At 72.6% G+C, this 24,998-nt stretch carries 17 protein-coding genes and 1 pseudogene; 9 read left to right on the top strand and 9 right to left on the bottom strand.

Annotated elements, in window-relative coordinates; genetic code table 11:
* Positions 1-48 precede the first annotated feature (48 nt).
* From ACIOWN_RS06690 to ACIOWN_RS06680, 3 genes are all read left to right on the top strand, one after another.
* A complete protein-coding gene (locus tag ACIOWN_RS06690; protein WP_401980834.1) occupies positions 49-1,020 on the top strand; it encodes an ATP-binding cassette domain-containing protein in 972 nt (323 codons plus the stop codon).
* Positions 1,017-1,778 (top strand): ABC transporter permease, encoded by a 762-nt coding sequence (locus ACIOWN_RS06685; protein ID WP_401980831.1) that lies wholly within the window; start codon positions 1,017-1,019, stop codon positions 1,776-1,778. Before ACIOWN_RS06690 ends, ACIOWN_RS06685 begins: the two co-directional genes overlap by 4 nt.
* Before the next feature lie 106 nt (positions 1,779-1,884).
* The gene (locus ACIOWN_RS06680; protein ID WP_401980829.1) at positions 1,885-2,301 is read left to right on the top strand and encodes a GNAT family N-acetyltransferase; all 417 of its coding nucleotides are present in this window, start codon (positions 1,885-1,887) and stop codon (positions 2,299-2,301) included.
* Between the two features lie 79 nt (positions 2,302-2,380).
* Here ACIOWN_RS06680 and ACIOWN_RS06675 read toward each other — a convergent pair whose 3' ends face one another.
* A complete protein-coding gene (locus tag ACIOWN_RS06675; RefSeq protein WP_362354507.1) occupies positions 2,381-3,757 on the bottom strand; it encodes a glycosyltransferase in 1,377 nt (458 codons plus the stop codon).
* A 158-nt stretch (positions 3,758-3,915) separates the two neighbouring features.
* On the bottom strand, positions 3,916-6,237 hold the full coding sequence (locus ACIOWN_RS06670) for a chorismate-binding protein (RefSeq protein WP_401980826.1): 2,322 nt from the start codon (positions 6,235-6,237) through the stop codon (positions 3,916-3,918).
* A gap of 855 nt (positions 6,238-7,092) precedes the next feature.
* Here ACIOWN_RS06670 and ACIOWN_RS06665 point away from each other — a divergent pair.
* The 6 genes from ACIOWN_RS06665 (at position 7,093) to ACIOWN_RS06640 (ending at position 18,897) form a co-directional block, all read left to right on the top strand.
* The gene (locus ACIOWN_RS06665; RefSeq protein ID WP_401980824.1) at positions 7,093-7,539 is read left to right on the top strand and encodes a MarR family winged helix-turn-helix transcriptional regulator; all 447 of its coding nucleotides are present in this window, start codon (positions 7,093-7,095) and stop codon (positions 7,537-7,539) included.
* Positions 7,539-10,376 (top strand): AAA family ATPase, encoded by a 2,838-nt coding sequence (locus ACIOWN_RS06660; protein ID WP_362354529.1) that lies wholly within the window; start codon positions 7,539-7,541, stop codon positions 10,374-10,376. The genes ACIOWN_RS06665 and ACIOWN_RS06660 overlap by 1 nt, the downstream gene beginning before the upstream one ends.
* 96 nt (positions 10,377-10,472) lie before the next feature.
* Positions 10,473-13,217: an AAA family ATPase gene (locus tag ACIOWN_RS06655; protein WP_401980822.1), complete on the top strand. Its 2,745-nt coding sequence runs from the start codon at positions 10,473-10,475 to the stop codon at positions 13,215-13,217.
* A 5-nt stretch (positions 13,218-13,222) separates the two neighbouring features.
* A complete protein-coding gene (locus tag ACIOWN_RS06650) occupies positions 13,223-16,009 on the top strand; it encodes an ATP-binding protein (protein ID WP_401980820.1) in 2,787 nt (928 codons plus the stop codon).
* Between the two features lie 564 nt (positions 16,010-16,573).
* Entirely contained in the window at positions 16,574-17,299 is a 726-nt protein-coding gene (locus ACIOWN_RS06645; protein ID WP_401980817.1) for a LuxR C-terminal-related transcriptional regulator, read from the top strand.
* 242 nt (positions 17,300-17,541) lie between these two features.
* Positions 17,542-18,897, top strand: a complete 1,356-nt coding sequence (locus ACIOWN_RS06640) for a beta-1,3-glucanase family protein (protein ID WP_401980815.1) — start codon at positions 17,542-17,544, stop codon at positions 18,895-18,897.
* Positions 18,898-19,178: 281 nt separating this feature from the next.
* Here the strand turns inward: ACIOWN_RS06640 and ACIOWN_RS06635 are convergent.
* The 7 genes and pseudogenes from ACIOWN_RS06635 to ACIOWN_RS06605 all read right to left on the bottom strand — a co-directional run.
* Positions 19,179-19,445 (bottom strand): annotated as a pseudogene (locus tag ACIOWN_RS06635) (DUF6584 family protein); the annotation flags it as partial.
* Positions 19,446-19,571: 126 nt separating this feature from the next.
* Positions 19,572-20,075 carry a hypothetical protein gene (locus ACIOWN_RS06630; protein WP_401980812.1) on the bottom strand — a complete coding sequence of 168 codons (504 nt, stop codon included), beginning with the start codon at positions 20,073-20,075 and terminating at the stop codon, positions 19,572-19,574.
* Positions 20,059-20,550, bottom strand: a complete 492-nt coding sequence (locus ACIOWN_RS06625) for an RNA polymerase sigma factor (protein WP_362354494.1) — start codon at positions 20,548-20,550, stop codon at positions 20,059-20,061. The genes ACIOWN_RS06630 and ACIOWN_RS06625 overlap by 17 nt, the downstream gene beginning before the upstream one ends.
* A 146-nt stretch (positions 20,551-20,696) precedes the next feature.
* Positions 20,697-21,335, bottom strand: a complete 639-nt coding sequence (locus tag ACIOWN_RS06620; RefSeq protein ID WP_362354492.1) for a class F sortase — start codon at positions 21,333-21,335, stop codon at positions 20,697-20,699.
* A complete protein-coding gene (locus tag ACIOWN_RS06615) occupies positions 21,332-21,691 on the bottom strand; it encodes a sortase-dependent protein (RefSeq protein WP_398143366.1) in 360 nt (119 codons plus the stop codon). The genes ACIOWN_RS06620 and ACIOWN_RS06615 overlap by 4 nt, the downstream gene beginning before the upstream one ends.
* Before the next feature lie 642 nt (positions 21,692-22,333).
* Positions 22,334-23,521 carry an amidohydrolase gene (locus ACIOWN_RS06610; protein WP_362354488.1) on the bottom strand — a complete coding sequence of 396 codons (1,188 nt, stop codon included), beginning with the start codon at positions 23,519-23,521 and terminating at the stop codon, positions 22,334-22,336.
* A 128-nt stretch (positions 23,522-23,649) separates the two neighbouring features.
* Positions 23,650-24,783 carry a PP2C family protein-serine/threonine phosphatase gene (locus ACIOWN_RS06605; protein ID WP_362354525.1) on the bottom strand — a complete coding sequence of 378 codons (1,134 nt, stop codon included), beginning with the start codon at positions 24,781-24,783 and terminating at the stop codon, positions 23,650-23,652.
* Positions 24,784-24,998: the final 215 nt, after the last annotated feature.

Genomic DNA, 24,998 nt, shown 5'->3' with positions numbered 1-24,998 from the left:
CTTACCTTCGGACGCCTGTAGTCAAGTTTGACTAGCGAGGGGGTCCCAGTGGCCGACGCGGCGATCGTCGTCGAGGAAGCACGCAAGACATACGGCGGGAAGAACACGAAGAACGGCAGGGCCGCGCTGGACGGACTCGACCTCACGGTCGCGCGCGGCACGGTGCACGGGGTGCTCGGCCCGAACGGCGCGGGCAAGACCACCCTGGTCCGGATCCTGTCCACGCTGCTGCGGCCCGACGCGGGCCGGATCGAGGTGGCGGGCCACGACGTGGTGCGCGAAGCGTACGCGGTACGCCTGCGCATCGGCCTGCTCGGCCAGCACGCGGCACTCGACGAGGAGCTCGGCGGCCGGCAGAACCTGGAACTGTTCGGCCGCCTGCACCACCTGGGCGGGCGACGCGCACGCGCGCGTGCCGACGAACTCCTGGCGCGCTTCGGCCTGACCGAAACCGGCGGCAAGGCGGTGCGGCAGTACAGCGGAGGCATGCGGCGCCGCCTGGACCTCGCGGCTTCGCTGATCACCGAACCGGAGGTGCTCTTCCTGGACGAACCCACCACCGGTCTGGACCCGCGCGGCCGCGCGGAGGTGTGGGACTCGGTCCGTTCCCTGGTCGACGGCGGTACCACCGTCCTGCTCACCACCCAGTATCTGGAGGAGGCCGACCAACTCGCCGACCGTGTCTCGGTCGTGGACACCGGCCGGGTCATCGCCGACGGCACGGCGGACGAGCTCAAGGCGGCCGTCGGCGGCGACCGGGTCGACGTCGTCCTGCGCGACGCCGGGCAGTTGGGCGCGGCCGTCGCGCTGCTGCCCGTACCGGAGGACCGGATCACGGTGGACACCGACCGCCGACTGCTGAGCGCCCCGGTCGCCGACCGCATGGCGGCCCTGGCCGGGATCGTCCGCGCTCTGGAGGAGGCCGGCATCCAGGCCGAGGACATCGCGCTCAGGCGTCCGACGCTCGACGAGGCGTTCCTGAGGCTCACCGGACACGACCGAATGAAGGAGACCGCGTGACCGCCCACGCACTGACCGACTCCTGGACCATGACCCGCCGCGAACTCGCCCGCTGGGGACGGCAGCCGGTGACGGTGGTGGTGAACCTGGTCTTCCCCGTGATGCTGCTGCTGATGTTCGGCTATCTGGTCGGCGGCGGCCGGGGGGTGAGCGGCGACTACCTCGACTACCTGGTCCCCGGCATGCTCGCGCTCACCATGGCCTTCGGTCTGGAGGGCACGATGGTCGCCGTCACCCAGGATCTGAACAAGGGCGTCGTCGACCGCTTCCGCTCGATGCCCATGGCCAACGGCGCTGTCCTGGTGGGTCGTTGCGCCGCCGACATGCTGCAGTCGGCGATCGGCCTGGCGGTGCTCCTGGCCGTCGCCGCCGCGCTCGGCCGGCGCGGCGACGGCGGCCCGGCGGGATTCCTGGGCACCGTCGGACTGCTCCTGCTGTTCCGGTTCGCGATGCTGTGGATAGGTATTCACCTGGCGCTGGTGGCGGGGAAGCCCGAACTGGTCCAGGCGGTGCAGATCCTGGTCTGGCCGGTCGGTTTCCTGTCCAACGCGTTCGCCGTGCCCGGGTCCATGCCCGGCTGGCTCGGCGCGGTCGTCCAGTGGAACCCGATGTCCCACACGGCCACGGCCGTACGCGACCTGTTCGGCAGCCCCGGCGGCGAGCCGGGGCACGTGTGGGCGGCCGTCGCCTGGCCCCTGGCACTGCTCGCGGTGTTCTTCCCTCTGGCAGTACGGAGATTCGCGCGGCTGGGCCGCTAGGACCTGTCCGTAGCGGGAGAGCGGAGGGTGGTGTGAGGATGGCGCGATGTTGATCGTTTCTTCCTGTATGGCCGATGACCCCGCTCTGCGCTCATTGGTCGATGCGATGACGGCGGAACTGATTCCCGTGTACGGGCTTCCTCCCGACGTCCAGCCCACTCCGCTCGCTTCGGCGGCCCGGTATCTGCTGGCTCGGAAGGACGACCAGGCGGTGGGCTGTTGTGCGGTGCAGCCGATCGGTGCGGAGACATGGGAGCTCAAGCGGATGTTCGTCTCCCCGGCGGCCCGGGGAACGGGAGTGGCGGACCTGCTGCTGGCCGAGGCCGAGCAGCCCGCCGCGGGGCTCGGCGGCCGGCTGGTCCGCTTGGAGACGGGGGTGCGGCAGCCCGCTGCCATGCGCCTGTACGAGCGGACCGGGTACCGCAGGATCGCCAACTATTCGCCGCACGACGAGGATCCGCTGTCGGTGTGCTATGAGAAGGCGCTGCCCGCTCTGTCGCCGAGAGTTCCCGTCGGCGAGTAGGAGGCAGGAGCGAGGGGCTCAGCGGCACCCGGGCACACCCACCCGTCGATCACCCTGTCCTGTCGGGAGCCGCTGTCCGTCAGACCAGGGCCGGCAGGCCGAGGATCAGGTCGGCGGCGGCCGTGCGGCCGCCCGCGGCACGTTGCAGCGCGCCGATCCGTTCCGCGTTCTCGTGGAAGGACGGCTCGGTCAGGACCCGGTTGAGTTTGTCCACGACGTCGTCGACGGCGATGGTCTCCGGGTGGTCGAGGGTCAGGGAGACCCTGGAGTCCAGGCCGCGTACCGCCTGGTCGTAGCAGTTGACCCACAGGGGACGTACGACCAGCGGCTTGCCGAAGTAGAGACCCTCGTGGAAGCCGTTGCCGCCGCCGTGGGTGAAGAACGCCTTGACGGCCGGGTGGGCGAGGACGTCGAGCTGGGAGGGCACCCAGCTCTCGATGCGCAGGTTGTGCGGCAGTTCGCCGGCCGGCGGCAGCAGGCGCTGCTGTTCGGCCGGCAGCTTCCACAGCACCTGGTGCTCGTCCGCGAGCCGGCGGGCCACCTCCACCAGGGAGCCCACCTGCTCCCGGGTCAGCCGGGTGATGGTGCCGAAGCCCATGTAGACGACGGACGACTGGTCGTCGAGCCACTTGCGCACCGGATCGTCTCCGGTGGTCTCCGGCAGGGGCGGCAGCACCGCGCCGACGAGGCGCACCTTCTCCGGGATGTCGAACGGATAGTCCAGCTCCGCGACCGAGTTGCACAGCACCAGCTCGGCCTTGTCGATCCGCGTCATCGGGTTGGGCGGCGGAAGCCCCAGCTTCTTGCGGATACGGGCGTCCTCCTGGATCACTCTTCCCATGGCCGGGTTGAGGAACATGGCCAGGGTGCGGAGCTTGAACAGCTGGTTGGCCACCCGCTGCGCCAGGTTCATCCGGCGCGGCAGCCCCGAGTGAGGGACCGGGAAGTCACGCGGGGTGTGCCCCTTGGTGAGGGGATGGTGCGAGGTCAGCACGTTGCTGGGCAGGAACGGCACACTCAGCACGAACGGGATGTCCCGGGAGACCGCCAGGTCCACCGCGAAGCCGCTCATGCAGTCGACGACCATGAGCGTCGGCCGGACCTCGTCGACGATCTCCTGGAGCCGGCGGAACTTCTCGGCCTGGAGGACGGGCTTGTAGGACTGCCTGATGACCGCCCGATGAGCCCGGAAGCGGGAGGGCTGCGTGACCTGACGGTAGACGTCGTCGGGCCAGGTCACGGCCGACAGCTCCGGAATCACCTCGCCGAGGGAGGCGAACCGGACCGGCGTGCGGCGCACGGCCCCGCACACGTCCTCCCTGCGGGGCTCGTCGGTGGCGAACCACAGGTCCTCCACGCCCTGGCGGGAGAGTTCACCGGCCAGCACCAGCAGTGGGTTCAGCAGACCGCACTCGGGGAGACTGACGAACAGGATCGGCCGTCGGGCGGATTCCATCAAGTGCCTTGCGCCTTTCGTCGGTGGCCGCGGGTCGGGGAGCAACTCCCTGGGCGATCATCGCCCCGCACTGTGATCTCATGCCGGATGCCGGAAGATCCTTAGACCTCCCGCCGGGTGCCGGACGGGGCTGCCGGCGGAGCCCCTCGCGCCCGTGTTCAGTGCCCGTATTCCGTCGCGGCACCCGGAAAAGCCCTGGAAGCGGCGCCGCGCGAGCCGACGCCGGAGGGCTCCGGTGTGCCATGGCCGGGGAACCGGGCGCCCAGGAGGGACAGCAGTGGCCCGGCCTCGCGTGCGGTCTGCTCGAACACGGCGTCCGGGTCGCACGGCACGGTGACGGCGCCCCCGACGCCGTAGCGCAGCCGGTGGCCGCTGAACACCGCGGTGCGGGTGGCGAGGCCGAAGTCGGCCGCACCCGAGAGGGAGAAGTAGCCGATCGCCCCGGTGTGGATGCCGCGCGGCCCGCTCTCCAGCCGGTCCAGGGCCCGCATCGTCCCCGGCCGGGGGGCGCCGGTCACGGACCCGCCCGGGAAGGCCGAACGGAACGCCGCAACGGCCGTGGTGTCCTGGCGCAGCCGCGCGCTGACCGTGCTCACCCGACGGTGACCCTCGGGGCACGTCACCACGTCGAACAGCGGATCGACGGTGACGGCGCCCGCCTCGGCGCGGGAACCCAGATCGTGCCGTGCCAGGTCGACGAGGGTCAGATGCGCGGCCCGTTCCGGCTCACTGGTGGCGAGGTCCGCGATCAGCAGAGCGTCCGCCTCCGGCGTGCTCCCGCGGGGACGGGAGCCGTTGGTGACCGTGGACTCCGCCCACCCCTGACGGTCGACGCGCAGGAAACGCTCCGGGGCGGAGCTGAGCACGGACAGCGCGCCGAACCCGAGGAACGCCCCGAACGGCGCCGGGGCGAGCCGTCTCAGGACGCGGTACGCCTGCCACGGGTCGAGATCCGTCCTGGCCTCGACCATGTTGGCGAGAAACAGCGCATGGGCCTGCCCCGAGGCCAGTTCCTCCTGGCAGGCGGCGACGAGCTTGAGGTACCTCTCGCGCTCGTGACGCAGCCGCGGACGCGACCGAACCGGCCGGGAAGGTGCCGGGAAGCGGGCGCCCGGGAGGGGCGGAACGGGCATCGGCGGCAGCGCGGCAAGCCGCGCCGAGGCGAAGGTCAGCCAGGACCGGGCGGGGCCCTCGTCCCCTTCCTCGGCCAGGACGAGCAGATACGTGGTGTCCGTGCCGTGGTCGAGGACGACGGCACGGTCGGCGAAGACCATGACGGCGTCCGCTGCCGGTGACCGGTGTGCCCGTGTGCCGCCGCACTCGGCCTTCAACTCGTAGCCCAGGCAGCCGACCCAGCCGAGCGCGAAGTCGAAAGGCAGCTTGGGGACCTCCACCGTCAGGGACCGCAGATCCTCGTCGAGCAGGCGCAGGAACGGACTGCGGACCACCTCCGGCGCCGTACCCGCCCGCACGGAGACGGTGCCCCTGACCACGTTCGCGGTGGCCACCCGGGCGAGCGGCCCGTCCGCGTTGCCGAGGACGGAGACCCGGCCAGGTCCGCCGTCGGCCCTGCTGCTGTCCAGCCAGAAGGGATGGTCACCGGAACGGAACAGGTGGTCGAAGACCGTCTCCGCCTCCCAGCGCGTCTCCAGCCGTTCGGCCAGCACCCGCAGCCGGCGGCCTGGCGGCCGCGACCGGCCGGCGCCCGGGAGCCGCACAGGCGTCCTTCCGGCACTTGCGGTGACCGCCGCTGCCCTTCTCGTACCTGCGGCGACCGCCGATCTCTCTCCCGCACCGGTGACCGCCGCGGCTTTGCGTGGCCCGGCGGTGAGCAGGGAGGGCCCGGCGGTGAGTAGGGACGGTCCGGAGGCGAACAGGGTGGGCCCGCGGCGTGACGCGTGGTGCCGCTCGGTCAGTTCACCGAAGGCCGCCAGCAGTTGACGGCCCGTGTCCGTCCCGGCGGATTCCGGGTGGAACTGCACTCCGAACAGCGGCAGGCTCCGGTGGCGCAGCGCCATGACCACACCGTCGTCCGTCGCCCAGGCGGTGGGCTCCAGCGCGGGGGAGAGACCGGTGACCGCGAACGAGTGGTAGCGGACGACCTCCAGGGGGTTGGGCAGATGCCGCAGGAGCCCGGCACCGGTGTGCCGCACGGGTGAGATGCGTCCGTGGCACGGCCAGGGGGCCCGGTTCACCGCGCCGCCGTGCAGCAGCGCGATCGTCTGGTGGCCGAGACCCACGCCGAGCACGGGCAGCCGGTCCTGACGGCAGATCTCGGCACTGATGGCGTTGCCCAGCCGGTCGTGCGGGGCGCCCGGGCCGGGGCACAGCACCACGTTGTCGAAGCCCCTCAGCAGTCCGGGGCGCCAGGAGGGATCGTCGAATCGAACGATCTGGGGCTCCTTGTCGTTCACCTCTGAGAGGCGGTGGAACAGGTTGTGGGTGAAGGAATCGTCGTTGTCGACGAGCAGGGTGCGCATCGCGGGTCCTCGCTCCACTGGTGCGGGGACCGGGACCAGGGCGTCGGAGGGAGAGCGTCGTCAGCCGGAACCGGGGCATGCGTCGGTCCCCGTGCTGCGGATTGGGTGGCTCGGTTTCCGGAAGGTGGGAGAGGTGCGTCGAATCCGGCCGAGTGCAATTCGGTCATCAAGCGGGCGCCGCTCGGGCAGTCCCTTTTCTTGACACCATGACAAGGCTGTTCCTCTGCCTGAGAGGAACCGGGTGGGCGAAATTGAGCTGTTTTACGCGCGATTCATGCGAAGGTATTTACTGTCGGGAACTTGGATGTCTATCCTGGCTCGGGTTTCTGGGTGTGGACGCGCGCGGAAGCCCGAGTGCAGCGAGGGTGGTTCGACGATCCCGTGGTTCTCATCGGACTCCCGCTCCTTCCGGTCCCGGCGTGTATCGCCTCCCTATGTGATCTCATGCGCACCACCGGAAATTCCCTAGTGTCGAGCTCGCGGTCGGAGCAGGTGAATGGGTGTAAGGGCGGCGCGTTGGCGGGGTGACACGGGTCACGTCCTCCGGTTCGGTGGATGCCCTCTCGCCGGCGGGACGTCCGGGTCGGCGCCGGGCTGCGGTGCCCGGTCAATGACGGAGCCGGCGAGCGTTTTCCGGTCGGTCCCGGTGGCCCGCTCGCACCGCGCGACATCCCGCCGTCGGCCATGTGGGCATTCGTTGACTTTCGCAAAGCAAGGCGCTGGACATGAGGGTCCGACTCGTGCGAACACAGACATCGGCGCGTAATGCTGTTCGGTCGGACATTCACGCGTGAACCGTATGTCTCTGACTTGGCAATAGCTGACTGCACAACTGTTCTGGCATAGAATCTTTGAGTGCCTTCCTCGGACCTGATCGACCACCCCCTCATCACCACGTTCGGCCGCCTCGTGGAGACCCACTGTCATCTGGAGCGGCGCCTGGGTGCGGCCATGCAGACGGAAGCCGGCCTGCCCCACCTCTGGTTCGAGGTGCTGATACGGCTCGCCCGCGCGGAGAGAGGACAGTTGTCCATGAGCGCGCTGGCCGACCAGATCGCCCTGACCACCAGCGGGGTCACCAGGCTGATCGACCGGATCCAGGCGGCCGGCTACGTCGAGCGCTGCCCCTGCCTGAGGGACCGGCGGATCGCCTACGCCGCCATCACCGACGCCGGGCACGACATCCTCGCCCGGGCCGCCGTCGGGCACGTACGCAACCTGCGGGCCTCCTTCGCGAAGTTCAGCGAGGACGACCTGGCCGTCCTGGACGATCTGCTCGACCGCCTCCGGAGTACGACGTGATGCACGGCCGCGACAACGAGCTGACCGCACTCGGCGCCGGGGCGGCTGCCGCACGCCGCGGCGAAACGAGGTGCGTGGTCCTGACCGCGCCGCCCGGCTACGGCAAGACCGTTCTCCTCGACGCCCTGCTGCGGGCCCCCGCCTGCCGGGACGTGACGGTGCTGCGGGCGCACTGCGGCGAGGCGGCCGGAGGCGCCGGAGCCTACGCGGGGCTGAGGGCGCTGTTCACGCCGGCGGGCGCACCGGCCCCGGACCGGCGGGAGCCGGCACCGGGCACGGACAGCCCGGCCATGATCCTGCCCGGTCCCGGGGACGCCCAGCAGTTCGCCCTCACCACGGCCTACCCGGTGTTCCGCCGGCTCGTCGGGCACGTGCTGCGGCTCACCGCGAAGCGGCCACTGCTGCTCGTACTCGACGACGCCCACCACTGCGACGAACACTCCCTGCGCTGGCTGGAGTTCCTGATGCGGCGGGCGGTCGGGCAACCGCTTCTCATGGTCCTCGCCCGCGGCTCCGGCACCGAACCGCGCGCTCCCCGGGCCTGGGCCGACCTCCTCGCCCACCCCGCGGTGTCCGTGACGCACCTCGGGCCGCTCGGCACCGACGCCGTCGGCAGCCTCGCCGAAGAGGTCTTCGGCGGGCCGGTGCACCCCCTGCTCGCCGAGCGCGTCGCCACGGTCACCGGCGGCAACCCGCGCACCGCCGTAGGACTGCTGCGCGAGCTCAGAAGACGCGGCGCCGTTCCGGACGAGGCCGGAGCACTTCAGGCGTGGGACCTCGGCGGCGGCATGGCCGCCCGGGCGGTGCGCCGTGTGCTCGACCGCGAGTCGCCCGCCGTCCGCGGCGTCGCCACGGCGGTGGCGCTGCTCGGCGGCACCCAGCCCCCGGAGCGCGTCGCGGTACTGGCGGGGGTGGACCGCGCGCAGGCCGACGAGGCGATCGCCGTGCTGCGCCACGCGGGAGCCCTCACCTGCGACGGCACCGCACTGGTGCACGAGGCCGTACGTTCCGCGCTGGGCGAACCGCTCGGCACCGAGCGGACCGCCGACATGCCCGCCCGTGCCGCGCTGCTGCTCAGTGACGCCGGCCGGCCCGCCGAAGAGGTGGCCGGCCATCTGATGCGGATGCCGGGCGCCCTGGAACCCTGGATGACCGCGGTCCTGCGGGACGCCGCCGCCCGGGCCGAGCAGCGCGGCGCCTTCGCCGAGGCCGCCGACTTCCTGCGCCGGGTCCTGGAGGCCGAGCCCGACGACACCGAGACGCGACTTCGGCTGGCGCTCGCCGTGGCACCCGGCGACCCCCTGAGCGCCGTTCCGCTGTTCCGCGCGGCGCTCGCCGGCACGGCCGACACGCACGAGAGAGCCGGCATCGCGGTCCAGTTCGCCATGGCCTGCCTGGCCGTACCGCTTCCCGCGGCCTCCCGGGCGGAGATCGTGGGCGCCCTGGAGACCGCCTGGGATGCCCTGACGACCGGCCCCGAGCGCGCCCCCCACCTGCGTGACCAGGTGGCGGCCGTACTGCTGCTCATGGGACGGCGCGGGACCGGCGTGGCGGCGCGGGAGCACCGCGGTACGGTGGCCGCCTCGTACCGGCTGCGCACCGACCGCCACCAGACGGAGGCGCTGGCCGCGCTGCGCACCGCGCTGGCCGGCGACTCCCGGGAGGCGGCCGTGAAGGGCGCCCGGCGCGCGCTGGAGACGACCTCCCCCCAGCAGCCGCCCTGGCTGCGGTTCACCGCCGCCGCCACACTCGTCCTCGCGGACGAGACCACCGGGGCGCACGCCGCGCTCGACACCATGCTGCGGAGCGCGGGCGACGAACCGACGACCTGGGTCCGCGTGCTCGCCGGCTCCCTGAGGTCCCATCTGCTGCACCGTGACGGAGCCCTCGTCGACGCCGCCGCGGAGGCCCGCGCGACGATCGCCGCGGTGGGCCGGACGAACTGCGAGGCCCGGCTGGTGACGGCACGGGCGGTGCTGGCGTCGGTGCTCGTCGACCGCGGCGAACCGCAGCAGGCCGAGCGGCTGCTGGACCGGATCGGGCGCGGCGAGGCGACCGGCTCGGCCCTCGCCTACCTGGTGTATCTGCACACCCGCGCCCGCACCCGCTGGGCGACCGGCCACCCCCGTCAGGCGCTGCGGCTGATGCGCGAGTGCGGCGCCGTGCAGGAGACCGCCGGTGTGCTGAACCCGGTGCTGACTTCCTGGTGGGTGGACAGCTGCCTGATCCTCGCGTCCATCCGCCCCGCCGAGGGCAGGGAACTGGCCGAGCAGGGAGCCGAACGCGCCCGCCGCTGGGGAACGCCCCGCGCTCTCGGCCTCGCCGCCCTCGCCGCGGGCGCCCTCACACCGGGCCGGGCCGGGATCGACCTGCTCGCCGAGTCGGCCCACGAACTGTCCCGGTCGCCGGCGGTGTCCGCGTACGCCCGCGCCGAATACGCGCTGGGCCGGGCCCTGCTGGTGCACGGCGACGAGGCCGGTGCCCGGGAGCGGCTGCGCCAGGCGGCCGGTATCGCGGGGGGTTGCGGGGCGCTCGCGCTGGCGGAGTCGGCCCGCAGCCTGCTGGTCTCCGCCGGGGGACGCATGGGCCAGGCCGCCGACGCGCCGACCGGAGGCCTGCTCACCTCCACCGAGCTCAAGGTGGCCGGTCTCGCGGTGTCCGGGGCGAGCAACCGCCAGATCGCGCAACGGCTGTTCGTCACGGTACGCACCGTGGAGTCCCATCTGACCAACGTCTACCGCAAGCTCGGGGTGCGTCGACGGGACCAGCTCACGGACGCGCTGCGCGCCGTGCACGGCGGCTCCTGGCCGGGCCGGCCGGTGCTGGAAGGGGCGTGAGGGTCCGTCCTGTCGGGGACTCAGGCGCCGCAGACACGAACGGGGGCAGGAAGACAGGGTGATGGACGGATGACGGGGTGGACACCATCTCCCCACGTGTGGCACCGCACACGGTCGGCGGCGGCCGTCGAGGATCCGCCGTCCCGCGTCCGGGCGCGGGAGCGGTCGATGATGACGGCCGTTCTCGACGGGCTCGACACCTCGGGCCCGGTGCTCGTCACGTTGTCGGGCCGAAGCGGCCTCGGCCAGTCCGCGCTGGTGCGCTGGGCCGCCGACCGGGCCGGCGCGTCGGGCCGCCGCGTGCTGCGCGCCCGGGCGGCGCTGTCGGAGTCGGAGCTGCCGTACGCAGGGGTCACGCAGCTCCTCGAACCGCTCGGCCTCCCGGCGGCGTCCCCGGGGCCGACGCGGCACGAGCCCTTCCCGGGGCTGGCCGCGCTGCTGCGCGCGGCACGGACATGTCCGACCGTCCTGGCCGTCGAGGACGCGCACTGGCTCGACCGGGAGTCGCTGCACTGGCTCCAGGCACTGCTGCGAAGATCCGCCGGCACACCGCTCGCGGTGGTGTGCGGCGGTGACGACGCGGCGGCGGTCGATCCCGGATGGTCCGGTCGCCTCGGCTCCGTGCCCGGCCCGGCCGCCCACCACCTGACCCTGGCACCGCTGCCCCCGGACGAGATCGCCGCCGAGGTGGACCGGGTGTGCGGACGCGCGGACGAGGCGTTCACGGCCGAGGCCGGCCGGATCAGCGGCGGTCATCCAGCGGTGCTGCACGACCTGTTGCAGCGGTTCGCCGCGCTCGGCCACCGGCCGGCCGCGGCCGAGGTGCCGGTGCTGCGGACGACCGGCACCGCCGTGCTCGGCGACCACCTGATGAGCGCCGTGCGGACACTCGGCGCCGAAGCGGGCGAGATGGTGCGGGTGCTGGCGGTCTGCGGAGACCTGCTCGACTTCTCCCTCGTGCGCACGCTCGCCCACGCCGGCTCACTCAACGAACGCCGGCTGCGGGCGGCCCTGACCCGGACCACCGGAATCCGGGCGCTGCCGGACGGCCGCCTCGTGGTCGACCCGGCCCTGCGGGTCCGCGTGCTGGAGGAGATGACCGCCGGCGAACGGGCCGACCTGCACGTCCGGGCCGCCGAACTCGCCCATCGTGCCGGAGCCGAGGACCGTGCCGTGGCCGACCTGCTGCTCGCCGCGCGTCCGACCGGGTCCGCCTGGGCGATCCACACCCTGCGACGCGAAGCGGACCACGCCGTACGGGAGGGCGAGCACGACCGCGCCGCCGTGCTCCTGGCGCGTGCGGCGGAGGAGGAACGGGACCCCGGCGAGCGCGCCCGCCTCCGCCTCGAACTGGCCGCCGTCCACCTGGTCACCGAACCCGAGGCCGGCGACCTGCGGATCGAGCGGCTGATCCGCACACCGCGGACACCCGCCGCCGTACGCCTGCACGCCGCGGACCTCGGCCTCACCGGTGGCGGGACCGACGTGGTGCGCCGGTCGCTCGCCGACGCGCTGACCACCGCGGCCGCGCCCGAACGGGACGACCTGCTCGCGCTCTTCTGGGCCGCCGACCCCACCGGCCAGGCGATCGGCGCGCCCACCGTACCCACGGTGCCGCCGCTGCCACAGGTCCCGGCCTCACCCACGCAGGCCGCCGTGCGCGCCTGGCAACTCGCCCTGTACGGCGAGAGCCTGGAGGAGGTCGGGAGCCTGGCCCGGGCCGCCCTCGCCGACGACCGGCGGCCGGACGGCCCGCTCATCCAGACCGCCCTGGCCGCCTGCAAGGCCCTCTGCCTCGCCGACGCGCTCGACGACGCCGAGTCAGGCCTGAACCGGCTGCTCGGCGCACTCGACGGCAGCAGGCTCCGGCTCGCCGCCCCCCAGATCCTCGCCCTGCGCGGCGAACTCAACACCCGCCGAGGCAGGCATGCCGAGGCCGATCGCGACCTGGAGGCGGCCGAACAGGGGGCGAGCCGGCTCGGCAGAGCGGATGCCCTGCTGCCCCATGTGTACGGCATCCGCGCCATCGTGGACGTGGAGAGCGGCCGTGAGGACGCCGCACGCGAGCGTGCCGCCACGCCCCTGCCACCCGCGGCGGAGGGCAGCGAGCACTGGCCCCGCCTGCTGTTCGCGCGCGGCGTGGTCGCGCTGCGCGGTGGCAACCCCCTCGAGGCGCGCGACCAGTTCCGGGAGTGCGGCCGCCGACTGCTCAGTCACCATCACCTCAACTCCGCACTGGTACCGTGGCGTTCGCTGACGGCACTGACCTGCCACACCCTGGGCGAGTCGGCCGAGGCGCGGCGGCTGAGCGAACAGGAACTGGCGCTCGCCCGGCGCTGGGGCACGGGCAGCACCCTCGCCTGGGCCCAGTTGACGGCTGTGCTGGTGGCCGGACGGGAGGACCGCCTGACGGGCATCCGCTCGGCCATGGGAGCGGTGCGCTCGGCGCCCACCGGCCCGGAGTACGCCCGGGTCCTGGCGGAGTACACCGCCCTGGAGATGACCGAGAACGGCGGTGACCGGCGGATGGCCGCCCTGTCGCTCGCCGAACTGAGCGCGCTCACCTCCGCTCACCCGGCCGCCCCCATGGCGGTCAGGGCCCGCGCCCTGGCCGGAGCGGCCACCGGAACGGTGTCGGTCCCCGGCTGGGACGCCCTCTCGGAGGCCGAGCAGCAGTCGGCACTCCTCGCCGGCCGCGGCCGCAGCAACCGCGACATCGCCGCGCTTCTGGAGATCTCCAGCCGTGCGGTCGAACTCCGGCTCGCCCGCGTCTACCGCAAGCTGCGGATCAACGGGCGCCAGGAACTGCGGGAACTGGTCCGCGCGATGGAAGGACACTGAACGGGATGCTGCTCGAACGAGGTGCCGAGCTCGCGGCGGTGCGACAGGCCCTGCGTGCCGCCGCCGAGGGGCGCTCCTCCGTCATGGTGCTGGCCGGGCCCCTCGGCATCGGCCGCTCGGCGCTGCTGCACGAGCTGCCGCTCTGCGCCGACGAGGGCACCGTGCATGTGCTGCGGGCCGGCGCCGCACCGACGGAACAGGGGCTCGCCCACGGTGTGGTGCGTCAGCTGTTCGACAGCCTGCTGACCACGGCATCCGGACCGGTGCGGAAACGGCTGCTCGCCGGCGCGGGGGCCGCCCGGCAGGTGCTCGGCGACGACGTGGTGCCCGGCCCCGACGCCTCGGACGGGACGGTTCTGCGCGATCTGCGCGGCCTGCTGGCCACGTTGAGCGCCGCGGCGCCCCTGCTCGTCCTCATCGACGACCTTCAGTGGACGGACCCCCGGTCGCTGAGCTGGCTCGCCCGTCTCGCCCAGCGGCTGGACGGACTGCGGCTGCTGCTCGTGTGCACCCTGCGGGACGGCGATCCCGGCTCACGCGACCCGTTGGTGCAGGAGCTGGTGAGCGCCTCGGCCCGCGTTCTGCGACCCAAGCCCCTGTCCCCGGCCGCCACCGGTCAACTCGTTCGCACTCACCTGGGGGAACCCGCGGACGAGGACTTCGTCCACGCCTGCCACGAACTCTCCCGGGGCCGCCCGCTGTTCCTCCGGTCCGTACTGTCCGAGGCCGCCCTCACGGGCTGTCCGCCCGTGGCCGCGAGCACCGGCCTCCTGCACACGGCGCACCCCGCCCAGCTCCGCGACCGCTTAGTGAACTGCCTGCTGCTCCAGCCCCAACCGGTCCGGGACACGGCGGCCGCGATCGCCACGCTGGCCGGGCACGAGGATCCCGCACTCCTCGGCCGCCTCGCGGGACTCGACGACGTCGGCCTCACGACGGCGCTGCGCGTCCTGCGCCAACTGGGGCTGACCGCCGAGGAGGACGAGACCCGCTTCGCCCACCCGTCCGTACGGGAGGCCGTCGAATGCTCGATGAGCGCCGCCGAACGGCAGCGCTGGCAGGAGACCGCCGCGGTGGTCCTGTACGACAGCGGGCTCCCGGCGGAGCAGGTCGCCGCCCAGCTCATGGAGGTCCCGACGCCCGGGTACGCCTGGGCCGTCCCGGTACTGCGCAGCGCGGCGGACAGCGTACGCCGCAAGGGGAGGCCGGAGTTGGCCGCCCGGTATCTGCGCCGGGCGCTGCTGGAAACGGTGGAGCAGGACCGGACCAGGGCCCAACTGCTGGTCGAGCTGGCCTCTGTCGAGCTGTCCTTCGACCCTCCGGCCGCCGAATCCCATGTCGCGCAGGCGCTCCCCCTGCTTCCCACGGCCCGTGACCGCGCCGCCGCGGTGCTGCGGCTCTCGCCCTGTGTGACCAGCCCCGTGACCCCGTCGGGCGCCGCGCTGCTCAGGCGCGCCGTCGACGACCTCGTCGACCCCTGCGTGCGCGACGAATCCGGAGGCGAGGAGGCGCTCGGCCTGGAGGCGAGACTGCGGTACGCGGGTCTGGACGACTATGCCCAACTCGCCGACGCCGTCGCGAGACTGCGCGTCCTGGAACCCCCGGTCCGCTCACGCGGCGGCAGGGAACTGCTGGCCGTGCTGCTGCACGCGGCGACGCTCAGCGCCGACGGAGAGGCGTCGGAGATCGTGCGCCGGGCCCGCGCCGTCCTCGACTGGGAACCGGCGACCACCGCGGGCGGTGGTTCGGTGATGCAGCTCGTGCTGTTCTCCCTGGTGGGCGCCGACGCCCTGCAGGCCGCCGAGTCCTGGCAGAACGCGGCGGAGCGCGGCGGCCACGGAGACGACGGCGCCGATGCCATGGCGCACGCGCGGCGCGCGCTGTTCCACATCGCGCGCGGCCGGCTGCCCCAGGCCCGGGAGCAGGCGGAACACATCGTCGAGCTGGCCGGCACGATCCGCGAGGAGAGCCGCTGCTTCGTCTACGGTGTGCTGGGCGCGCTGGCGCTGTCGACCCGTGACATGCACCTCGGCTCACGCATCGTGGGCGATGCGGCCGACCGGTGCCTCGGGCCGGTCCCGTCCGCGCTGCTGAGCCTGCTCCGGATGGCGGAGCAGGCCCAGCAGGGCGATGCCGACGCGGCGTTGGAGACGGCCATGGAATGCGGCCGGCAGCTGGAGTGCGCGGGCTGGCGCAATCCCGTGCTGTTCCCCTGGCGCCCCTGGGCGGTCTCCCTCTCCCACCAGCTCGGCGACCATCACCTGGCCCGGACCCTGGCGGCGGAGGAGTACGCGCGGGCGAAGGAGTGGGGGGCGCCGGTGGCCATCGGCCGGGCACTGCGGCTGCGCGCCCGCACCGACGGGGCGGACGAGCGGGTCGATCTGCTGCGGGAGGCGGTGGGAACACTGCGCGACTCCGCAAACCAACTCGAACTCTTCCTGGCGGTACGGGATCTGGGGCGGCTGCTGGGTGACGGCGCCGAGGCCCGGGAGTCCTTGCGTGAGGCCGGTGAACTGGCGGAGTCCTGCGGCGTTCCCTGGTTGCCCGGGCCGGTCACCGGGGAGGGCCGGCCCTCGGCCCCCGCCGTACGGACGGCACTCACCCGGACCGAGAGCCGGGTGGCATCACTCGTTGTCAACGGCCTCACCAATCAGGAAATTGCAGCTGAACTTCAAGTGAGTGCCCGGGCTGTGGAAAAGCACCTGACTAACTCCTATCGTAAACTCGGCATTACGGGCAGGCGAGAGTTGGCCGCAGTTGTACAGGAAACCGGGGTGCACGCTCCCGGCTGACCGGGCATTCGGTCCCCGCGTTCCATCGATGCGCTCTCTGACCTGCGGTTTAGCAACCGTACCGAACCTTGTGTGCGGTGCCTGGGCGGGAGACCGAACCTTCTCCCGCAACTCCACAGAATCGGCGGGATCGGGCCGGTTCACGTTGACCCGGTCGCCGTCAACTCTCTAGAGTTCCTGGTGTGGTTCCAGTGGTAGTGGCGAATTGAATGGTCGGGAGAACCGAGTGCTTCTCGGCTTTTCTCTTCCGTGAGGAAGGAGAAGAGGAAAAACCCTGGAGGACCGGTGACTGTTCCGACCGGGAAGACCACGGGAACCCGCTACCTGTTCACCCATCTCATGAGTACCAACCGCTGCGCAGACCGACGGTCCGGTGACGGTGACGAGAGGTCGCTGCCCGGCAACGTTGTCAGACGCGTGAGGCACTGCACGCCGCCGTACTCGTCGGCGCGCGCCCTCCACGCGGGGTCGCCCGGGCGCCCTCGTGCCGAACCGTCTTGCCGGGCCCGAACCCATCGGGTCCACCGCGCGCGGAGTACACCCCCCACCGCACGAAGGGCGATTATGCCGCAGGTCACCAACTCACGACGCGAGACGATCACGCTCACGTCCACCCTTGCCGCTTCGGGCAGGGGGACCGCCCGCGACCTTCCGGAGGGCGGCCGATCGCCGCAGACCGCGCCACTCGACGAGGGCCGCCTCAACATGGCCCGTCTCGACCGTTCCCTGACCATCCAACAGGCCAGTGAGGGCTTCTTCTGGCAGTTCGGAGGCTCGTCCGCGGACCTGTGCGGCCGGACCTTCAGCGATCTCGTCCACCCCAGTGTCCAGCAGCCGCTGATGCGGCAGTTCACCGGCCTGATCGAGGGCCGGCGTGACCGCTTCGCCACCGACGTCATCGCGGTGGGACGGGACGACGCCACGTTCACCGTCCCGTTGACGGCCCTCATGGTGCGCGGCGGTCTCCCGGACGAGTCCTCGATCCTGGTCATGATGCCCAGCGCGCAGAACGACCCGTCCGACTCGGAGGTCGTCGGCGGACGCGGCAAGAAGCTCCTGAGCCAGATCGACGCCCGGATCCTCGAAGGCATAGCCTCCGGACTCTCCACGATCCCGCTCGCCTCACGGCTGCACCTGAGCCGGCAGGGCATCGAGTACCACGTGACCTGTCTGCTGCGGAAACTCCGGGTGCCCAACCGGGCGGCGCTGGTGTCCCGCGCGTACTCCATGGGCGTGCTGAAGGTCGGCGTCTGGCCGCCGAAGGTGGTCCCGGACTTCATCAAGGACTGACGCCACGGAACACACCGGCGGCCGGCCAGGCTCAGGCCCGGCCGCCGGTGCGGGTCTCCCACGAGCCGTCCGCCGAACCGGACGGCTCGTATCAAGTAGTGAAGGCATCGGGCGCCAACCCCTGGGATTTCGGCTTCAGTTGTTGACGCCGGTCGGTGGTGGGGATACAACCCGGGGAGAGCGCTCTCACGTCTGCTACCGCTCCACCCCCACGCACGCCGAACCGGCTTGAGGAGACCTGTATGCAGCCCTTCTCCGGCGTACCCACCCGCAGACCGGCGACCACCGCCCGTGCCCGTGCGGCACTCGGCCTGGTCGTCGTCCTGCTCGCCGCCTGCTTCACCGCTCTGACACCGTCGTCCGCGCACGCCGCGGACCAACTGCTCTCCCAGGGGCGGCCCGCCGTGGCCTCCTCGGTCGAGAACGACACCTTCCCGGCCTCCGCCGCGGTCGACGGCAACACCGGCACCCGCTGGTCCTCCGCCTTCTCCGACCCGCAGTGGCTCCGGGTGGACCTCGGATCCGTCCAGCAACTGACCCGCGTCTCCCTCAGCTGGGAAGCCGCGTACGCCAAGTCCTTCCAGATCCAGACCTCCACCGACGCGAACACCTGGACCACGGTCCACTCCACCGCCAACGCCACCGGCGGCACCCAGAACCTCGCCGTCACGGGCAGCGGCCGCTACGTGCGCGTCTACGGAACCGCGCGAGCCACCCCCTATGGCTACTCCCTGTGGGAGTTCCAGGTCTACGGACCCGGCGGCACCACCACGCCGCCGGACGACTTCTGGGGCGGCACCAGTGACATTCCCGCCACGAAGAACGCCGTCGAGGTGAAGATCCTCAACCGCACCAACGGCAAGTACCCCGACAGCCAGGTGTACTGGAGCTTCAACGGCCAGGTCCACTCCATCGCCGAGCAGCCCTACCTCGACATGCCGGCGAACTCGGCGGGCCGCATGTACTTCTACCTCGGCTCGCCGAACGGCCCCTACTACGACTTCATCGAGTTCACCGTCGGCAACAACGTCTTCAACGGCAACACGACCCGCGTCGACGCCTTCGGCCTGAAGCTCGCCATGCGCCTGCACTCCAAGGACGGCTACGACGTGGAGGTCGGCGAGAACCGGCAGACCTTCGCCGAGGACCGCGCCACGACCTTCCAGCGGTTCACCAGCGCCGTTCCCGACCAGTTCAAGGTCCTGGCCCAGACCCAGGCCCCCTACCGGATCACCGCCCCTGGCAGCGACCCCAGCTTCCGCGCGGGCGGCGCGAACGCCAACTACTTCACGTCCTACGCCCAGTCGGCCGGCGTGAACGCGGCCACCTCCGACATCTTCGGCTGTGCCGCCTCCCTGGCCGGCAACCCCGACATGTGCGCCGCCCTGAACCGGCACGTCGCCACGCTCCCGGCCGCCCAGCAGTCCGACCCGGCCCAGTACTACAAGGCGGCACCGGCCAACTACTACGCCAAGTTCTGGCACGACAACGCCATCAACCGGCTCGCCTACGGCTTCCCCTACGACGACGTGGCGGGCCAGTCCTCGTTCATCTCCCATGGCAACCCGCAGTGGCTGCTGGTGGCCGTCGGCTGGTGACCGGCCATGAGAGGACGCCCGGGGCCGTCGTGACAGCCGGCCCCGGACACCCTCTCCTCGGGTCCGCGCCCGCATCCGCAGTGAGAAGGGCATCCGCCGCGGCGGACGCCCGCTTACGACGGCGGCCTGACCCAAAACGCTCTGACGACTCAGATGTCGCTACAACTGCGTGACCCTCCGTGTCGACGGCGAGGGCGGTGCCAGGCGGCAGAGCGGTACAAGCTGGCGGAAACCAGCGCTTCGGCCAGCACTTGTCGCCGGGTGTCACCGGCGACCTGAGTCGCAAGTGCCCGCACGCGCCGCGCAGCTGTGTGGTACCTCGCCTCGAAGGCGGAGGTCTCAGCTGCGTCCCTGTCCTGTTCGAGGTACATCCAGCGGCCCGCTTCCGCAGGGTCTCCGTACAGGCGGTACACCTCGGCCAGGCGCCGGCGGAGCATCAGGTCGTTCGGAAAGGAAGACACCAGGCCGCGCAGGCGCTGGCGCGCGACGGGGACCCGGCCGGCGACCAGGTCCGCATCGACTCGGGCCAGGGTGTCTCCGAGAGGCATGAACGCATGATCGGGTATCGCGGTGACCACCGTCGACCTGGTTTTGTCGCTCAGCGCCCGCTCGCCCCCGAAGACGTCGGCCGGCCCTCACCGAGACGGGGACACCAACAGTTACGGGACAGCCCTTCAGCGAGGAGTCGCCGCCCCGGGTGTGGGAATGACCCGGGACCGCTCCGGGGCGGCCGGAATCGTGCGGACCGGGTCGGGCCCGGCCGTTCTGCGCGTGCCGGTCTCCGCGGTGCGGCTCGGTGCGCCGGGGGCCCTCCTGGTCGCGGCGTCCTTGCGGGGGCTGGGGGTGGCGGAGTCCGAGGGGCGAGCCGTCCGTGCCGTCGTGGGCCAGGGGGCCGGTGTGGTCGCGGCGGGCGGCGGAGGCGGCGGAGCCAGGGGGACCGTGGGCGTGACGGGGGCGGAGGGTGCCGACGGATGCAGCGGCAGTACGACGACGGCGACCGCCGCACAGGTCACGGCCGCTCCGGCCGCGGCCCGCAACAGCCTGCGGCGGCCGGCCGCGCGGCGGATCGCCTCGTAGCGGCCCGGGGGCGGGCCGAGGCGGTCGGCGGGAGGCCGCAGGATCACCGCGAGCGGGTCGTCGGGCGCGAACTCCGGGTCGTTGTCAAAGCGAGTGGTCAAGGCTTCTCCTGAGGTGGACGCGGAGCAGTTCTCGGGCCGCATGGAGGTCGGCTTTGACGGTTCCTTCCTTGCGTCCGGTCAGCACGGACACCTCCCGGATCGGCATGTCAGCGTAGTAGTGGAGCAGGATCGGGACGCGCAGCCGTTCCGGCAGGGACTGCACGAGCAGGCGTACCGACGGGTCCGTCTGCTCGGTGTGGGGACGGAGCGCGGCCTCGGTGGTGGCGCGGCGCACGGCGCGGCGCTCGCGTTCCTGCTTGCGCCAGTGGTCGCGGACGATGTTGGCCGCGGTCACATAGAGGAAGCCGTGCGGCTCCTCCACCGACGTCCAGCGGGCCCAGAGCCGGGTGAACGCCTCGGAGGCGATCTCGTGGGCCGTCTCGTCGTCGTCGACGAGCCGGCGGCACCAGCCGGCGAGGCGCGGGTACAGGGCGGCGAACAGTTCGGCCGCTGCCTTGTCGCGGGACCGTTTCAACGCTCTCCAGGGTCGGGGTGCCGGTTCGGGCACGGGTGGATGGGGGAGGGGGCTGCGGGCGGGGCGGCTGCTCCTGAGGAAGGATGCCGGGCCGGCGGTGCAGTGTTCCGCCGGCCCGGCCGCTGTGGCCGTATCGGCCGTCGCCGTCAGCGGAAGACGGCACTGAGGACGGCGAACACGATCACGTTGTCGCGGTAGCCGTCACCGTCGCGCGGGCCACCGCAGGTGATGAGCCGCAGCTCCGGGCGGTCCACGTCTCCGTAGACGTCGTCGGTCGGGAAGCGCGCCTTGGCCACCGTCCGGCTGGACGTGACGGCGAACTGCGCCTGTGTGCCGTTCTCCAGGCGGGCGACGATCGTCTCGCCGGTCCGCAGCCGGTCCAGGTGACGGAAGACTCCGTCGCCGTAGGGGCCGACCGTGACATGGCCGAGGACGACCGACGGCCCGAGCTGGCCCGGTGCGGGGGAGTTCCGGTACCAGCCCGCTCGGTCGTGTGCGGTGACCGGGGGCACCTGCACGGTGCCGTCCTGTTCCAGCCCGAGGCTCAGCAGCGGGGTGTCGACCCCGATGGCCGGGATACGGAGCCGGACCGGGACGGAACGCGGCAGGGGGCGCGGGGAGCCGGTGGCACCCGGGGCGGCCGGCGTGGTGCCGGCCGTGTCCGGGGTGCCGCCATGGGCGGTGGGGTGGGAGGTCACGGACCCGCCCCTCCCCGTGCCGCCGCAGCCCGCGAGCAGTCCGGCCAGCGCCGCGGTGCCGAACGCGCGCCTGGAGAGCGGTGTCATGCGCCGGTCGTCCGGCGCTTGCGGACGACGAGGACGGCCCCGCCGGCCACGACGAGCGCCATGCCGGCGCCGCCGCCGATCAGGCCGTCCCGGGAGCCGGAGTCCTGGGCCGGGGTGGTGACACCGGTGTCGGGCGCGCCCGCGGGCACCGCGCGGACCTGGCCGCGGGCCGGGGCGCGGGTCGGCTCGTCGGCCGGCGCGGCCGGCGCGGGCGTGGCGGCCCTGGTCGGGACCGGGGAGGGGGTGGCGGCCCGGGTGGGGACCGGGGAGGGAGCGTCCTGTGCGAAAGCGGGTGCGGTTCCCGCCAGCACGGCAGTGCAGGCGACTGCCGCGACGGTGAGGATGGTTCGGCGCATCGATTCGCTCTCTTTCGTCGGCGCCCGCCGGGTCGGCGGGCGGTTGCGGATCGAGCGGAGAGACGAGGCGGGGCGGGACCAGGTTGTAAAGGAATGGCAAAGCCGTGTGTGCGTGTCCGGCCGTCCGGCATGCGACCGCCGGTCCGCGGGCCGCCGTTTCAGCGTTGTCCGGCAGGAAACCCCGACCAGAACGCCGAGTCGCCGAGGGAGCATCCGTATGAAGGCCGTCGTCTGGCACGGACTCGGGAACATCGGTCTCGAGGACGTGCCCGAACCAGTGATCAAGGCCGCGCGGGCTACTACGCGCAGTGCGACGACGCCAATCCCGGCGGACCGCTGGCGGGCACCGTGTTCTTCGGCGGCCCGCAGGCCGCGGGCGGTCTGGACGGGCTGCAGGCCGAGTACGCCAGCCGCCTCAGGCGCGAACGGGGACCCACCACGCCCCCACGCTGAGCCGCTCACCACGCCGCCGCGCGGGGCCCGGCCGGCCTCCTGCCGTCACACGGTTTTCGCGAAGCTCGAGGCGGCCGTCGTCGCCGGGGCAAGCGTCGTGGCCCTGGGCTTCGCCCTGGAGGGTCCGGCGCAGCTCGACCGCGTCGCGGCGCTGATGCCGCGAAGCCGCACGGCCGTGTGCGGGTGAGGTCAGTGGTCCTCGTGGTGGTGGGTCCACGCCTTCTCGCGCAGGGCCGCGCTCGACAGTACGTCCGCCGCCGTGCACGCCAGTGCGCCGGTCACGGCGACGAGGGTGTCGCGGGCCCGTGGGGAGGCGGCGGCCGCGGCGAACTCGGGGGTGTGGTCGGACCCTTCGTCGGTGATGGCGACGAAGGGGTGGATGGCGGGCACGCGGGTGCTGACGTTGCCGATGTCCGACGAACCCAGGTAGACGCCGGGCACAGGCGGGGTCAGCGTGATCCCGGCCCGTGACAGGTGCTCGGCGAACCGCTCGGACAGGACGCCGCTGTCACGGAAGTGCTCGTAGCGGAGCGTCGTGCGTTCCATCTCGGCCCTTGTGTCCGTGGCCAGCGCCACGCCCTCGGCGCACGCGCGCAGCCGCCCGGTCAGGTCGCGCAGCGCACGGCTCGTCTCCGCGCGCAGGCCGAACAGGCCCTCCGCGTACTCCGGGACGATGTTGGTGGCCGTGCCCCCGGCGGTGATGACGCCCTGGACATGGGAGGCTTCCGGCAGGCGCCTGCCCAGCGTGGTCAGGACGTTGAACAGCTCCACGAGCGCCAGGAGCGCGTCGATGCCTTCGGCCGGGTTGCCGGTGGGGTGCGCGGCGCGGCCGTGGAAGGCCACCCGGTACTGCACCGACGCGGTCAGCGGCGCCCGCGTCCAGCTGCACACCCCCGGGTGGAACATCAGCGCGGCGTCGACGCCGTCGAACACACCGGCCTCCACCTCCACTACCTTTCCGCCGCCGCCCTCCTCGGCCGGGGAGCCCACCGCCATCACGCACCCGGCCGAACCGTCGAGCACCGTGTTCAGCGCGAGAGCCGCTCCCAGGCCGGCGGCCGCGATCAGGTTGTGCCCGCAGGCGTGGCCGAGGCCCGGCAGGGCGTCGTACTCGAGGAGCAGCGCCACGGCGGGATGCCCGTGACCCGTGCGGGCGGTGAACGCGGTCGGCATGTCGGCCACCCCACGCTCCACCGCGAACCCGGCCCGTTCCAGCTCGCCCGTCAGCAGGGCGGCGGCCCGGTGCTCGGCGAAGGCGTACTCCGGTTCGGCGTGCAGGCTGAGGGCGACGTCCCACAGCAGGTCCGCCCGTTCGCCGACCGCCGCGCGAAGCCTGTCGTGGACGTCGGCGCTCACGTCGTCGGGCGTACGGGCCACCTGATCTCCTCGGGGTGCGGGAGCCGGTCGTGAGGTGTCCACCGCCGGGTGCCACTCTCCCGGGCCGCGACACCTCCGGGTTTCGACGGCGCCACCGGTGCACGTGCGGTGAGTGGCGGGCGGACAAGCTACTCCGGTCGGGCGTGCCCCGCGGCCGACGCGTGCCGCTGGGGTGGCGTGCACATGACCGCGACGGCCGCCGCGTCGTCGGTGAGCCGGCCCCCGACGTACGCGAGCAGGTCGCCACGCAGATGCCGGAGCACGTCGTCGGGCGCGCGGTCCCCCCACGCGGAGAGACGTTCGGTCAGCAGGTAGAAGGCGCCGGACTTGTCACGGGCCTCGACGAAACCGTCGGTGTAGAGCAGCAGCAGGTCGTCCTCCTCGAAGGGGAACTTGTCGAGGAGGTAGTCGCCGCGGTTGAACTCGCCGAGTCCGAGCGGCGGCGCCGACGGGCTGCGGTCGAGTGGCACCACCGTGCCGCGGTGCAGCATGAGCGGAGGGGGGTGCCCGCAGTTGACCATGTGGACGCAGCCGCCGTGGTCGGGGAAGTCGAGGAGCACCGCCGTGACGAACTGCTCCTCGCCGCTGTCCTCGCCGCTGTGCGGATCCCACCTGACGCTGCCGTCCAGGTGGGCAGCGAGGGCGGGCAGGTTCTCCTGGCGGTGGGCGAACCCGTAGAAGGATCCGAGCAGCATCGCGGCGTCCCCGACCGCCGCCAGCCCCTTGCCCCGGACGTCGCCGATGAGCAGCCGGGTGCTGGTGTGGGTGCGCGCCGCGGCGTACAGGTCACCGCCGATCTGCGCCTCGGCCTCGGCGGCGAGGTAGACGGAGGCGACCGTCAGCGGCCCGATCCGGTCCGGCAGCGGCCGCAGCAGCACCTTCTGCGCGGCTTCGGACACGGAGCGCACCTGGCTCAGCACGCGCCTGTGCCGGTCGCGTACCGCCGTGAAGACGACCACCACGATCGCGCCGGCGGCCAGCGCGGCGATCTCCCCGTCCCGGCTCGCGATCCCCGCCGTGTGCTGGAACGAGGCGACCGCGAGCCGGGCTCCCACGGCCAGGACACCGACCAGCGCGGTGAGCCGGGGCCCGGCGAACGCGGCGGTGACGGCGGGTGCCGCCATCAGCAGCGGTCCGAGCTCGACGTACGCCGGAGTCAGGGCGTCGATGAGGGAGATCAGCGCGATCAGCGCGAACGGCAGCGCCACCAGCGCACGCCTCGGCCGCCCCCGCACCCCCGTGAACAGTTCACTGGCTCCCATGTCCGTCACCCAGACCTCACCCTGCGGCCTTCGGCGTTCGCGCCGGGCTGGTGCCACCGGCACTCACAAGGCTCATACAAGACCATATAGCGACAAAGTCACCGCCGTGCGAGTGCCCCGTCGCCCCGCGACCCCACGGGAGCCGTCCGAGGAGCCGTGGATCCGGACGCCCCCTCCCGTGCCGTGCGGCATGTCGACGGCGGGTCCAAGCTGGA

Source organism: Streptomyces sp. NPDC087787, from assembly GCF_044743035.1.
Lineage (GTDB): Bacteria > Actinomycetota > Actinomycetes > Streptomycetales > Streptomycetaceae > Streptomyces.
This window is presented reverse-complemented; position numbering and strand designations above follow the sequence as displayed.